At 42.6% G+C, this 14025-nt stretch carries 11 protein-coding genes and 1 pseudogene; 1 reads left to right on the top strand and 11 read right to left on the bottom strand.

The window, feature by feature from the left end; translation table 11 throughout:
- Nucleotides 1-342 precede the first annotated feature (342 nt).
- The gene (locus KY494_RS20165) at nt 343-1425 is read left to right on the top strand and encodes a sulfatase-like hydrolase/transferase (protein ID WP_219887993.1); all 1083 of its coding nucleotides are present in this window, start codon (nt 343-345) and stop codon (nt 1423-1425) included.
- 394 nt (nt 1426-1819) lie between these two features.
- Here KY494_RS20165 and KY494_RS20160 read toward each other — a convergent pair whose 3' ends face one another.
- From KY494_RS20160 to KY494_RS20110, 11 genes and pseudogenes are all read right to left on the bottom strand, one after another.
- The gene (locus tag KY494_RS20160; RefSeq protein WP_219887992.1) at nt 1820-3082 is read right to left on the bottom strand and encodes an O-antigen ligase family protein; all 1263 of its coding nucleotides are present in this window, start codon (nt 3080-3082) and stop codon (nt 1820-1822) included.
- 91 nt (nt 3083-3173) lie between these two features.
- Nucleotides 3174-4031 (bottom strand): NAD-dependent epimerase/dehydratase family protein, encoded by an 858-nt coding sequence (locus KY494_RS20155; protein ID WP_258194347.1) that lies wholly within the window; start codon nt 4029-4031, stop codon nt 3174-3176.
- A gap of 51 nt (nt 4032-4082) precedes the next feature.
- A complete protein-coding gene (gmd, locus tag KY494_RS20150; protein ID WP_219891669.1) occupies nt 4083-5117 on the bottom strand; it encodes a GDP-mannose 4,6-dehydratase in 1035 nt (344 codons plus the stop codon).
- 168 nt (nt 5118-5285) lie between these two features.
- A pseudogene (locus tag KY494_RS20145) lies at nt 5286-6368 on the bottom strand (glycosyltransferase family 4 protein); the annotation flags it as partial.
- Complete coding sequence (locus KY494_RS20140; protein ID WP_219887989.1) at nt 6368-7309, bottom strand: glycosyltransferase family 1 protein; 942 nt, start codon at nt 7307-7309, stop codon at nt 6368-6370. The pseudogene KY494_RS20145 and the gene KY494_RS20140, both read right to left, overlap by 1 nt.
- A 100-nt stretch (nt 7310-7409) precedes the next feature.
- Nucleotides 7410-8612, bottom strand: coding sequence for a glycosyltransferase family 4 protein (locus tag KY494_RS20135; RefSeq protein WP_219887988.1), 1203 nt, complete (start codon nt 8610-8612; stop codon nt 7410-7412).
- 7 nt (nt 8613-8619) lie between these two features.
- Nucleotides 8620-9420, bottom strand: coding sequence for a glycosyltransferase family A protein (locus KY494_RS20130; protein ID WP_219887987.1), 801 nt, complete (start codon nt 9418-9420; stop codon nt 8620-8622).
- Nucleotides 9421-9454: 34 nt separating this feature from the next.
- Nucleotides 9455-10798, bottom strand: a complete 1344-nt coding sequence (locus tag KY494_RS20125) for a lipopolysaccharide biosynthesis protein (RefSeq protein WP_219887986.1) — start codon at nt 10796-10798, stop codon at nt 9455-9457.
- Nucleotides 10799-11040: 242 nt separating this feature from the next.
- On the bottom strand, nt 11041-12096 hold the full coding sequence (locus KY494_RS20120; protein WP_219887985.1) for an NAD(P)-dependent oxidoreductase: 1056 nt from the start codon (nt 12094-12096) through the stop codon (nt 11041-11043).
- Nucleotides 12093-13109 (bottom strand): 4-hydroxy-2-oxovalerate aldolase, encoded by a 1017-nt coding sequence (gene dmpG / locus KY494_RS20115; protein ID WP_219887984.1) that lies wholly within the window; start codon nt 13107-13109, stop codon nt 12093-12095. Before dmpG ends, KY494_RS20120 begins: the two co-directional genes overlap by 4 nt.
- Nucleotides 13102-14004: an acetaldehyde dehydrogenase (acetylating) gene (locus KY494_RS20110; RefSeq protein ID WP_219887983.1), complete on the bottom strand. Its 903-nt coding sequence runs from the start codon at nt 14002-14004 to the stop codon at nt 13102-13104. The genes dmpG and KY494_RS20110 overlap by 8 nt, the downstream gene beginning before the upstream one ends.
- Nucleotides 14005-14025: the final 21 nt, after the last annotated feature.

The following is a 14025-nucleotide window of genomic DNA, read 5'->3' as shown; positions in this document are numbered from 1 at the left end:
AAGATGCTTTGACCCGAAAGTTGCTATGAAGTTTTTAAACCGTCACTCACTTCCGCTGAAATGTCACAAAATGACTATGAAATACATCGTTTTTTTTACACGACTATACGCGATTTTAGAATGTGAGTATGCTAAAGAAAATTTATTACAAGCATGTTACAATAAATGCCCAAAAAAACATTGCTAAATATTTATACTTTTTGCGGCTCTCTGAGAATTCTTTCTCGCGCCAATAAGATGTCCTTTTTAGTATTTTCAATTCATGAGTTTACTTTTCACACTACAAGAAGATCGATTTTTTTCTCTTCAATCTAGAAAATTCATATATTTTCGCTGTTTTTTATGGATGCTGTTACCCAGTATTATCTGGAGTTTCGCATTCGGCAGGCTATATATATGCATCGAGCCGCTATTTTTTCCCTACCTGGAAAAACGTCTCAAGCCTTGGCTATCGCTGCTGATAAAGATTATCTGGGTTTTGATTTTTTAATTTCTATCTTGGCAAACTGGAACATCCGACCCAACTCTTACCATTTTTATTTATTTGCGGTAATGGGAAATACACCTACGCCGGTACTAATTACCTGTTTTTTATTTGTTTCGGCAATGTCGTTCTTTATTTTTTCCGACATCTATAGGAAAAGCTCCCTTGGATTTAGGAAATATGCGTTGATCATAGGAATTTTTTTAGTAATTTTAAAATCTGCCATGTCGATGTTTGATGTGGGTTCCGCATCTCTACGAAAAATGATCATCACACCGTCACCGTTCGCAATCAAGACATTGTTTCCCGATGACAGTTCACATGAGAAGAATTTTTTGGGAAAGACTACAGAGCCGACATTTTTAAATCATATCAAAGCCACAGAAAAGATACCCCAAAAAATGGTTTTGTTGGTTGTGGAGTCATGGGGAGAGAGCCAGGCTTCGTTAGTGTCAGTTAAGAAACGGCTACAGCGGGATGGTGTCAGGGTGCTTGAGACCGGCTTTACCGATTACCATGGTTCCACCATGCAAGGAGAGATCCGCGAGTTATGTTCCCAATATATAAGACTCAATTCCGACACGAATTTTTCATCGGTTGCCGATAACTGCGCACCCGCGTACATGAAAAAAATGGGGTATGAAGTTTTTGGCGTACATGGTTATCAAAAGATGTTTTATGCCCGCGATACTGTCTGGAAGCACCTGGGTATCGATAACGCATATTTTCAACCTGAAATGCGACAGCTCAATACTTGCCCAGGACCATTTGCAGGAATTTGTGACGAAGATATGATTACTTATGGCATTGATTTGATACGTCACGAAGATAAGACATTTCTATACATGCTTTCTTTGTCCAGCCATGAACCAGTCGCGTCATCCATGCTCGAAGCTCCAACACAGTATTTCCGGGATATTGATGCTATTGGCGATTCCTAAATTGTTGCGCGCAATGCCATCGGCAGCATGGTAGTTACCTTGAGCATGAGTGTTGATCTGGGTTGCACCGAAGCCTACATTGTCGGTGATCACCAACCGCCATCGGCGGTCAATAGCGAACAACTCCAGGCACATCAGGTTCCCTATATGCGGATGTCCTTTCATTGCAATGAATAGGCGCGATTGATTATCGCTGCAGTGCCTGATTGATATATTCTATGGCCTGCCTACAGAAAACAGTAGCTGTCAAGACCGGCCTGGTTACATACAAGTTTAACGAATAATTCCGGCTTTTTCTCCTGCCCTTTCTTCATCGCCTAAATCGGTGTTGAGTTACCCAGGGCGAGCTAAGCAAGAGAATTGATCAGCGCTTCCTTAGCTCCAGTCTTGACTTTTAGTTTATTGTCTTATTAATTTTAGGATCAAATGACAACTTTGAGCTCACTTCCGGACTCAACGAGCTTAATCCAATAACAATACCATATAAAGCCCATACATAGTTTCTAAGATAGCTTGCATCGATCAGCAAAGCAAACATCGTTACATAAAATGAAACTTTCAATGGGGTCAATAATTTTTCATTGCCCTTTTTCCCGTGTATATAAATCAAAATACACATATATCCCAAAAATCCTATAATCCCTGATTCGGCAGCTACTTCGACAAACACATTTGCAGCAGGGGAATTAACTGTAAAATCGGAAGCAGTGACACCATTTAATACAAAATCAAAAGGGTCGAAATTATTTGTGGAATATTCTCGCAAAACCCCTAAACCAACTCCAAATAATGGGTTTTGCATAAACGCCTCATAAGCAATAAAGACCCTTTGAAGTCTATTGCCAACTACAAAAATAAAAAGGCTAAGAGAATCCGATGGATTTTCAAATAACAAGAAAAAACGATTAATGATTATTTGCGCACGACTATTTAAGAAGTACGCCAAAATAAAAAATAAAATAATAACCAAAAAAATAGCAATAAAATGAATGCGCTTTGACAATCCAGATTTCATATAAATACAAAAAAAAGATAAAATGCTCCAACCAACCATTGATACCGATTGCGTAAATACGATAGCAATAAAAATTAAAAACAGATCGGCAAAACAGCACTTAAAACCATATAAGAATAGACGATAAAATGTCATACAGAAATATGGTATAAGTACGACCGCATAATATGAAGACTCATATAAAAGAAAATGACCGCGCTCTTGAATTCTGGCAACAACAAAAATTACTGTTAATATTATAGAAAATCTATAAAAATTAAAAAGAAGAGGAATTACTTTTGGCGCGACCAGTATTGTCATTTTTGAAAATATCAACATTATGACAATACATATAACTGCCCCTGCATAAAATGCCAAGCTAGTAATAATATTATTTGAAAAAAACAAAGATGGAAATAGCGATACCAAAAAAACCGCAGATACAGTCAAGTTATTTTTTTTAATAGATAGTTTAAAGAAGAAAGAAAATAATATTAAATAAATAAAAAACCAAACATATGCTATCTTTAGCTTGAAGTTTCCTAAATCAATGTTAATAACATCAAAACAAACCGCGATCATTCCAAAGAAAAACAATACTTGCAAAGTCACATAATTGCGATGCCGCAATGTAGAATTATCAATCAAATTAAAATTATTCATTTTTTACATTCGCGACATTTAAAGTACCAATAAATAAAATAACATCTAACATTATCAAATAATAGCCATTGCGACAATACTAATTATATTTTCATTCCGAATAATTAATCATCCACCGTAATGTTTCGGAGAGTTCAATCGAGGTGACTTCACCAACCGTCTCTACTAATTTGGTTCGACTTCCAATTAGTATTGGTACTTCGTTTGCACGCACAAACTGAGGATTAATTCTAATATCTAATATGTGACCAGAAATTTCTTGGGCCATGATTAAAACGTCTTGCAATGAGTATGCAACTTCTGAACATACATTGAATGTTTCACCAATAGCATCCGAACATTCCAGCAAGCGACGATAATATTGCACAACTATACGAACATCCGAAAAGTCCCGAGAAACATTAATATTTCCCAACTCAATCACTGAACGGCGTGTCCGTATATGACTGACAATTTTCGGCAATAAAAATGATTCCGATTGATGCACGCCAGTATAGTTAAACGGCCGGGCAATGATGATGGGTAGTCTGTTCAGATATGTCTTCGCCAGATACTCCATGGCCAATTTACTGACTGCATAATCATTTGCCGGCGCCGTTACGCTGGCTTCATCCAGAGTACCCCCGGTGCTGTTACCGTACACATTGGCGCTGCTTGCCAGGAGTACGACGCCAACCTTCTTGGCGGCCTTGGACAAGGCCTCCAATAAATTACGGGTACCAATCAAATTGGTGCGATAAATTGCATTTGCATCCCCGTGTGCAACAAAGGCGATGGCGGCAAGATGAATGACAACATCCGGTTGTATGAATTCAAGGGCCGCAGACAAGGCAGCCTGATCATCCAGGTCGCATACGACTATGTCCTTTACGCCAGGAAGCATATCACCCTGACTGCCATGCGCCAAACCAAACACTTCATAGCCAGCCTGCACCAGCTCGGCAGCCATGTATCGTCCGGTGAACCCTTGAATGCCAGTAATTAAAGCTCTGGTAGCCATTTAAAACGAAAAACCAGTTTGGTTGCGACGGATATCGGCTTCGACCATCATCTGGCATAATTCTTCCAGTGTAGTCTTCGGTTCCCAGCCCAGGTCGCGCTTGACTTTGGCCGGGTCACCGATCAGTAATTCAACTTCCGCCGGACGATAGAACTTCGGATTGACCCGAACAATCGTCTTGCCACTCTTGCGATCAATTGCCACTTCATTTTCGGCTTCGCCTTCCCACGCCAACTCAAAACCTGCAGCGCGGCCAGCCATGGTAACAAAGTCACGCACTGTTTCAGTACGGTTAGTCGCTAGTACATAAGTATCTGGTTTATCGGCCTGCAACATGCGCCACATGCCTTCGACATATTCTTTGGCAAAACCCCAGTCGCGCTTCGCATCCATATTACCGAGTTCCAGCACATCCAGATTCGACAGACTGATTTTTGCCATGCTATCGGTAATTTTTCGGGTAACAAACTCCCGGCCGCGCAGTGGCGACTCGTGATTGAACAAGATTCCGCTACAACCAAAAATATTGTAGGACTCGCGATAATTGATAGTCATCCAGTGCGCATACAGCTTGGCAATGCCATATGGACTGCGGGGATAGAACGGGGTATCCTCGACCTGCGGAATGGCTTGGACTTTGCCAAACATCTCGGACGTACTCGCCTGATAAAAACGGATCTCAGGATTGACGATACGGATCGCTTCAAGCAGATTGACCGGCCCCAGGCCAGTGATCTCCGCCGTAGTCAGAGGTTGATCAAACGACACCCCGACAAAGCTCTGCGCCGCCAAATTATATACTTCGCTCGCCTTGGTGGACTTGAGCAGGCGAATGCTGGAACTTAAATCGGTCAGATCATATTCCACCAAGGTCAGGTTTGGATGCGTGGCGACACCCAATTCTTCGATTCTCCAGAAATTGACGGAACTGCTACGGCGGTAGGTTCCGTATACCTTGTAGCCTTTTTCCAGCAACAATTCAGCCAGATAGGCCCCGTCTTGACCTGTAATACCAGTAATTAATGCTGTTTTCATCATATTCATATAACTCACTAAAATTAAAATTCAAATATAAACCCGCCAATCAGCGAGGTGGCTAGGGCATTGCCATCATAACAAGTCGGCTAAAAGCCATAAAATTTCCAATTACAAACTTTTTAGGCTTTTTTTCCATTCAGAATATTTTTCTTCAACAAAATCAGAAAATTTTTCTTTAAAAACTTGGATAGAAAACCTTTTGGCATTTGCTGCGCAATTTTCCGCCGTAATCAAATGCCTGTTATCCTCAAATTTCTTTATCGCTGTGACGATAGCATCAGAAGATTGTTCATCGAAGAAAATACCTGTCGGTGCCGGATCCTCCAGACCATTGATGGTTTCCAATGCGCCACCTTTTGCAAAGGCAATTACTGGCGTACCGCAGGACTGTGCCTCTAAAGGCGTAATTCCAAAATCCTCTTCCGCAGCAAAAACAAAAGCTCTTGCCCTTTGCATATGATCTTTTAATACTTCGAACTTCTGGTACCCCATCAATGTGACATTCGATGGACACTTTTCCTTGATTTTTTCAAAATCTGGACCATCACCTATGACGATCAGTTTTTTCTCCGGCATTTTTGCAAATGCTTCAACTATTATATCCATCTTCTTGTACGGCACCATTCTAGACGCCGTTAAATAAAAATCTTCTTTGCTTAACTGTAAAGTAAAAGCGTTGGTATCGACTGGCGGATAAATCACTGTAGAATCACGTCCGTATACCTTATTGATACGTCGTTTAATGAATTTTGAAATCGCAATAAAATGATTGACACCATGCGCAGTGCGATAATCCCATAAGCGGATCTTGTGCAGTAATATCTTCGCTATCCAGCCTTTGATACCAGACTGCATATTCGATTCTTTAAGGTACTGGTGCTGTAAATCCCAAGCATAGCGAATAGGCGAGTAACACATACACAAGTGCAACTGATCAGGGCCAGTTAATACTCCCTTGGCCACCGCATGGCTACTGGAAATAATGACATCGTAAGATGACAGGTCAAATTGTTCGACTGCCAAAGGCATGAAAGGTAAATAATGTCGATAGTGCTTGCAAGCAAAAGGAAATTTTTGGATAAATGAGGTCTTGACAGTTTTATGCTGAATAAATGCACGTTGCTCTGGGGTCAGGAATTCCACAACGCTGTACAGATCGGCGGATGGATAACAATTTAGCATCTGCTCCACGACGCGCTCTGAGCCAGCATAGCTGACAAACCACTCATGAATAATTGCAACTCGCATTATAAAAACTTCCTATCTATTTCACGAAGCACGTTCGACACGCGGGTCGTTGTCATTTCCCAAGTAAACCGACTAGCTTGTATAAATCCACGCTCAATCATTCCTGCACGCAGCTCCTGATCACTACAAAGACGCTCGATTCCGGCACTGATCTGCTCAACTGAATTGGGATCAACTAACAAAGCTGCATCTCCAGCCGCTTCAGGCAAGGATGTAGTGTTGGACGTCAATACCGGTAAGCCACAGGCCATCGCCTCTATCGCCGGTAGCCCGAAACCTTCATACAATGAAGGAAATACCAATGCAATAGCCCCTCGGTAATAACCGGGCAAATCAGCCTCCGCAACTCGTCCAGCAAATACTATACGTTGTGCGATACCGAATGTAACCGCCAAAGCAAACAGTGACTCGGTGGCATCGCCTGTGAACACCAACCGAATTGCGGGATCGATTTTCGCTTTCGAAAATGACTCAATCACACGAGGCTCATTTTTATGCGCACGGCGGTTACTGACGCACAGCAAATAGGCGTAGCCAGGATTATGGGCGATTGCAGCGGAGGAATATGCTTTATCAACACCAATACCAATATTAACTACCTGATTTTCAGGAACGCCGGCCCATTCAACGATACGAGCTTTGGAATATTCCGATACCGTCATCACCGCTGAGGCATTTCGGCAGGCCCGACGCATGATTAATGCATAATAAATTCGCTTGAGGCGACTGCTATTTTCAGCACGATCAATATGATTCAAGTCGTAAATCATGAAAATGTACGGCTTAAAAATAAACAACGGGGCATTATAACCTGGGCTAAAAACGCAAGATTTAAATGGCGTTTTAAACATGATTGCAAAAAACAAGCGCAACGTATCAAGTGGAGACGACGGAGAACCACCGATCTTCAACCTTGGCAAATTCAGGGTCATATCAAGCATACGCGCAACTCGACCAATTCCGTGATCACCAATCCATCGTGCATCAAAAAAGAACTTCAAAATTACAATACCTCCAAAAATTAATTTTCATTCTTCACAATTATGCCGCATCGCCTGCTAATTTTGAAAAAATATCAATATACTCGTCAACCCATGCGTCCACGTTTAAAAAACGCTTGGACGAATTCAATACCGCACCACGCATATATTGCAATTTTTCCGGATAACGACTTATTTCAGAGATTAAATCTTTCAAATCATTTGATGAGTCTGGATCGAACAAAAAACCATTTTCTCCATGTTTGATCATTTCTGGTATCCCACCTCTATTGCTGCCAATGACAGGTACCCCGTAAACGAATGCCTCAAAAACCACCGTTGGAAGTGTATCATTCCATAAAGATGGAACAATTAAAACATCTATATTTTTAAAAAAAATATCTGGTGATGCATAACCCAAAAAATTAATATTTTCACAGGAATATTTCTCTAATTTTTTTACATAATCAACTTCACCTGAACCAGCGACCACCAGACTAATATTTTTTATTTCTGACAACTGCGAAAATGTTCGCAATAGAATCTCGACGCCTTTAGCAGGCACTAACCCACCAATGTATCCAAAGCGAATATTTTTCTTATTTTCAACTGGCGCATTTAATTGAATAGAATTAAATGATTTTGCATTAATAATCGGTATTTTTATTTTTGCTTTTCTAAAAAGGCCATTTTTCAAATGATGCTGTAGAACGAAATTACTAACACCGATAACAGCATCAACATTATTGGAAAGTTCTTTATGTGGCAATCGAAATACTTTACATTGCGCGCATTGAGTAGCACATCGATTTCCATTTTTAAACATATTTGAGTTAGGACAGATCGCATATTGATCATGCAGCACCTGAACCAAAGGTATTTTATGTTTTTTAATTAGCGGCCAAATTGAAGATGAAAAACCAACAATATTATGAGTATTAATAATATCCGGCCGAAAATCAAGAATGATTTTTTCGACAATTTTTGCCATGGAATTATTATATATATCACGAAGATGCCAGAATAATTTCTGATATACTTTTTTGTGGCCTGGTTTATAAGTCCAGTAAATATTTTTTATCCCGACTCTAATTACATTTACTCCGTCCACGACTTCGGAATGTATCCCATCTTCTGAGCAAGTAGTCAAGACACAAACTTCATGACCACGACTGGCCACGCCTTCAGCTAACGATTTTAAAATTATTTCTGCACCACCGACAATATTCGGTGCATAAAGCGTATTGACAAATAATATCTTCATTTAAAAATCACAATGTTGTATTCAATAGCTGCTTAATATATTTAAACCGATATCGTTTCAACATACGCAGTCTAGGGATCGGGCTAATGCCAGCATTTTCACGAATGAATAATACTTCGTCATGAATTCTTACTGAAACAGGACAGCCTAATTCAGAATCGGTTAAATCATGCCGGCGATATAAAAAACCATTCACATCAACATTAACCATATCAGAATGGCGCAATACATCACAAAACAGTCGCAAATCAGCGTGCCATTTAAAGTCCTTATCGAACCGTATATTTCCAAGCATACTCTTTCTCAACATTACTGCAGAGGGATTGCCGATGAGATTAGCAATTTTATTAGCACAAATCTTTATTGCATCTACACCTCGTGTTAAACCTGAAATATTAGCAACCGTAGAAATTTCTAATAAATTTTCGTTCGTCACTAAATAGTTACAGGTTGCGAGTCCACAGTTCTGATTCGCTTGCAATGCGTTTACCTGCGCTTCAATAATCCCAGGGAGCAATACATCATCTGCAGATAGCAATTTTATGAACTCTGCCTCAGCAATATCGAGACAATAATTATGATTGCGATTTCCACCTATATTAGTTTCATGCCGGATGTAACGTACACCCTGTGCGATATATTGCGAAATTATTTCTTGCGTTCTATCAGTTGAACAATTATCTACCACGGTTAATATAATACCCACCGCAGACTGATTCAATACTGACTCAATTGTTTCGGCAATATAATCTTCACCGTTGTAGACTGGGATAAACACTTCTATTCTGCTACTCATATCATCTTTCATTTCAAAATTCAATAATAAATAAATGACATGATATTCATTTCGAAATTTGCCATTCTTTTCTTTTTGAAAAGAAAATTTTACTACCCCATCCAACGCCAATAAAACATGAAACCATAAAAAAACCTACAATGGCCCCATCAGCTCCGTAACGACGTCCGAGAACCATGGTTGAAATTCCAATCAGTACGGCGCATACAACGCTTAGCACTAAAAATGGATCTTCCTTATGCGCTCGTAAATATGCCGCCTGTGCATAAGAGATATAATTCAGCGTAGTGGCCAGCATCAGCAATAAAAAAGTCCATGGGTCAAGAAATCGCGATGCAAATTTCATACCTGTTTCATGCGCGCCGAAAATTACAGCGCATAAAATAGTGCTGAGGAACCCCAAGATTGCCAATGATCGTAATAGTGTTGGGAAAAATATCGCATCTAATGCGACGTAATTTTTTTTTGCAATCAGTGATCCAAAATTTGGAGCTTTGGAATTCATCCATGCCATTGCTATGTTTGCCACAGCATTCGCGATATTTATACTCATACCAATCTGGCCAGCCTCTACTACACCTCGATATGCGAATATTACGGGTGTGAAAAACTGAAAAATAAAAAACCCACACAAAGAGCTTAGCGCAATTTTCATCTGAAACGGCCAGATTTCTTTTTTCCAGTTTATACCGATACTATTCTTTTCCGCAGATAATAAATCCCTAAAAAAATTCCTTTTTGTTTTCCATAACCACAACAGAACCGTTAATGCAAAACCAGTATTAAGAACTGAAGCTGCATACAACCCCCCGCCGCCAATCAATACGCTCCATGCAGCAATGCTTCCTACAATATTTTGCAGCATTCTCAATCGAGCAACTTCAGCAATGCGCCCACAACCTTCTAGCAATGCCATCAAAGGCATAACATATATATTGACAGCGGCTGACATCACCAGCCAAATCCATGGCCCCTGCCATGTAATGCTTGAACTTGATTGATTGATATGAAAGAAGAACCAGCCACCAGGAAGTATGAAAAAAACAATGAATGCGGCAATTGCACCGTACCATTTCATAATCAGCAATATCAAAGATCTTAAGCGACTTTTTGCTATCGCTGAACCAACAATTGTGTCATTTGATGACCATTGCAAATGTGCCATTTCATGACTGGCAAATTGCATAATCACGTAGCTCATTCCTAATTCGAACACGACCTGCATTGCAAGCACACTCGCGAATGTATAATAATATCCCTGCTCATCGGCACTCAAAAAATGTACAATTAGCAATAATGTAAGAAATCCGGATAACATGTTCCAACCACGAGCGCCCAATGTATAGGCAACCGTCTTATCTATTCCAAGCAAATCAAGAAAACGCTTCATGCGAACAATTCTTATGTCGTTGTTACTTAATAAAAATATACCTGACTCGTTTCCTTTTACGTCAATATTTTGGAAACAGGCTATATCAATTGCTGCATTCTAAATGCACGCCATATTACATAAAGAGAAACCGGCCCAGTTCACAGCTGAACTCCTGGAACCGGCCAATCTCTTTTAGTCCAGAGTTACATAGTCGCATTCAGCCACATAAAATAACTCTATTGACCATTATTGCGACATTTTTATGCAGTTTTTTTCAAATGCCAACGATAGGTCTTCTTAATTGCCTGCTCTAATGTGCAGGTTTGTTCGACTCCTAACGATTTATAGCTGTGATTAAGGTCCGGATACAGGTCATCTGGTTTCGACACCTTTAGTGTCGCATTGCTGAAAACAATTTTTGCATCTTTGTTGCTGATTTTTTCAATTAATTTGATAAGCTCCATATGTGACACTGGTTCTGCACTACCCATATTGTAGACTTGGCCGTCGACACCTTTAAGCAACGCCACAAGGGTCCACCAAGCAGCATCACTGCCATATAAATAACTGCGACGCGCAGAACCGTCGTTATGCATGCGAATTTCACTTCCTGTCAACATGTCACGCATAAAACTGTTAATTGCCCAAGGGCGATCAATTTCCTGATATGGTCCAACAAATGTGAAAGGTCTGATGATACTGATCGGCAGGCGGAACTGGCTACGATAAGCGGCACATAAGCTTTCTGCGCTCCGCTTTGCATCACGATAGACACCATGCAGTTGAGCAACCGGGATAGCAAAGAAATCTGATTCGGTAATCGGTCCGCTACGCTCAGGAGTCCCGCTCACCAAGCTCGAACTCAGATTGATCAAACGCTTCAAGTCCGGCAACTGGGCCGCAGCTTCTAGCGCATGAGCCATGCCGAGCACAGTGGTTTGAAAAACGCGTAAGGGATCAGACGCATGCACACGGTTATCTGGAATACCTGCGGCGTGAATTACATAGCTTGTCGCAGCATGAAAAGCGAATGGAGAGCGAACATCTTGTACAACAAGATTGATATCGCCGCGCGAAGCGAGACGCTGGTTACTCTTGGCCCACTCAGCTGCATTACGTGAATATAAATCAAGCGTAATACCAAGTTGATATTCATCGTTCAACGCCGCGACCATCTCTGCAATCCAGCTGCCGAGAAAACCGGTGCCACCTGTCACTGCGATATGCTGATTGGTCAGCCCAGTGCGAGTTTCGGTTGCGCCTGCAGCAGCTCTAAGGCAGTCGTTTTTCAATTCGGAGGGTTTAGTACTCATCATACAAATACCTTTTTCGCGGCCAGTTCTTGCGCCACTTCAAAAATCAGGCTTTCCTGTCCGGCCACTGCATTGCGTTTGCCCAGTGCGAAGAAAATATCGCGTGGATCGACGCCGTATTCCTTTGCAGCACGATCTACCGGCTTAGCGAATCCGGAAAACACGCCAGCCAGACCGCTGACGATACTCAGCGACGAAATCGTCGGAATTGTCGTCACAAATTCCTTGGCAGCCAGTCCAGCAGCGTCGAGAATCTTGTACAAGTCGATGCCGGTCTCGATGCCGAGACGCTGGAATACGGCGATCAGCACTTCCAGTTGCGCATTGCCTGCACCAGCACCAAAACCATAGATGCTGGCGTCAATCATCGAGGCACCAGCATTGACCGCGGTCACCGAATTGATCACGCCCATGCCGAGATTGTTATGGGCGTGGAAGCCGACCGGGATAGACAACGCGTCGACCAGGCGCGAGATGCGCTCGGTAACGTCGGACGGGAAATACGCGCCGGCCGAATCCATAATGATCAGGCCTTCTGCTCCGTACGACTCCATCTTCTTGGCTTCTTCGACCAGCACTTCAGGTGTCGCCATATGGCTCATCATCAGCACGCCGAACACTTCCTTGCCGGCCTGGCGGATGTAGCCGATATGACGGTCGGTGGTGTCAGCTTCGGTGCAATGCGAAGCAATGCGGAACACGTCAACGCCGGCGTCGATCGCCTTGGCCAGATCTTTCTTGATGGTGCAAAAGCCTGGAATCGAGTGGATACCCAGCTTCGAGTGTTTCAGGTTTTCGCGCGCCACGGCGAGAAGATCGATATCGGTCAGTTTGGCTTCGCCGATCAGCATCGACGACGCGCCCAAGCCGTTGCCGTGGCCGACTTCGACGATCGGTACGCCGGCCGCTTCGGCGGCGCGGCAATAGTTGGCGATATTTTCGGCCGTCAACTGGTGGCGCACAGCGTGATTACCGTCACGCAAGGTCGGATCAGTGATGAGTACTTTCTTAGTCATTGTTTTGCTCCTTGCGCAATGAAATTTCGGCTACCTGTTCCGCAATGGCAATGGCAGCGCAATTGATGATATCCAGATTTCCGGCGTACGGCGGCAGATAATCGCCGGCTCCCACCACCTTGATGGTAACGATGACGCGATTGCCATCAACTGTCGGATTGACGATCATTTTATAGCCGGGTACATAGGCATTGATTTTCTTGACCATCGCTTCGACTGAAATGCGGATTTCTGCGATACTTGGATTTTCGATCTGCGCATAAATCGTGGTCTGCATATCGATCGGCGGACGGGCGGGATTCAGGATCAGAATCGCCTTGCAGCGCGCCGCGCCGGAAAACTTTTGCAGCGCCTGCTCGGTCGCATCGATATATTCATCAAGATTATGACGTGTGGCGGGTCCGGCGCTGCGCGAAGAAATGCTGGAAGCAACTTCGATGTAAGCGATATTCGGATGTACTTGGGCAATCGCGTTAGCGATAGGAATCGACGCCTGGCCGCCGCAAGTGATCATGTTGATATTGCGTGCGCCGCTGTCGAGGGTTTCCTTGGCATTGATGGCAGGGATGCACAAGGCGCCAAGCTTTGCCGGTGTCATGTCGATAACCGTCTTGCCCAGCTTATCGAGAATTGCCCAATGTTCATGGTGCGCGTGCGCGGAAGTGGCATCGAACACGATGTCGCAAATATCCGGGTTTTGCACGATCGCATCGATACCGCGGTCAGAAATATGCACGCCAAGCTCGTTGGCTTTTTGCATGCCTGCCGAGTTGAAATTACGGCCGGCAAACAAGGTGCATTCGAGCCACTCGGAGCGCATGATCTTGACCATCAGGTCGGTGCCAATATTGCCGGTGCCGATAATACCGACCTTCACTTTGCTTTTCTGTGTCATTTCTTTCCGTTCAATTTGATC

The organism is Janthinobacterium sp. PAMC25594, from assembly GCF_019443505.1.
In the GTDB taxonomy this organism is placed as follows: Bacteria; Pseudomonadota; Gammaproteobacteria; order Burkholderiales; family Burkholderiaceae_D; genus Janthinobacterium.
The sequence above is the reverse complement of the archived record's forward strand: the minus strand, read 5'-3'. Positions and strand labels throughout refer to the sequence as shown.

Bases quoted from the DNA above. Each gene is read 5' to 3' on its own strand.
- KY494_RS20135 (WP_219887988.1), bottom strand. From the start codon at position 8,612: ATGAAGATATTATTTGTCAATACGCTTTATGCACCGAATATTGTCGGT.
- dmpG (WP_219887984.1), bottom strand. From the start codon at position 13,109: ATGACTAAGAAAGTACTCATCACTGATCCGACCTTGCGTGACGGTAAT.
- KY494_RS20120 (WP_219887985.1), bottom strand. From the start codon at position 12,096: ATGATGAGTACTAAACCCTCCGAATTGAAAAACGACTGCCTTAGAGCT.
- KY494_RS20160 (WP_219887992.1), bottom strand. From the start codon at position 3,082: ATGAATAATTTTAATTTGATTGATAATTCTACATTGCGGCATCGCAAT.
- KY494_RS20125 (WP_219887986.1), bottom strand. From the start codon at position 10,798: ATGAAGCGTTTTCTTGATTTGCTTGGAATAGATAAGACGGTTGCCTAT.
- KY494_RS20140 (WP_219887989.1), bottom strand. From the start codon at position 7,309: ATGCTTGATATGACCCTGAATTTGCCAAGGTTGAAGATCGGTGGTTCT.
- KY494_RS20155 (WP_258194347.1), bottom strand. From the start codon at position 4,031: ATGGCTGCCGAGCTGGTGCAGGCTGGCTATGAAGTGTTTGGTTTGGCG.
- gmd (WP_219891669.1), bottom strand. From the start codon at position 5,117: ATGAAAACAGCATTAATTACTGGTATTACAGGTCAAGACGGGGCCTAT.
- KY494_RS20130 (WP_219887987.1), bottom strand. From the start codon at position 9,420: ATGAAAGATGATATGAGTAGCAGAATAGAAGTGTTTATCCCAGTCTAC.
- KY494_RS20165 (WP_219887993.1), top strand. From the start codon at position 343: ATGGATGCTGTTACCCAGTATTATCTGGAGTTTCGCATTCGGCAGGCT.
- KY494_RS20110 (WP_219887983.1), bottom strand. From the start codon at position 14,004: ATGACACAGAAAAGCAAAGTGAAGGTCGGTATTATCGGCACCGGCAAT.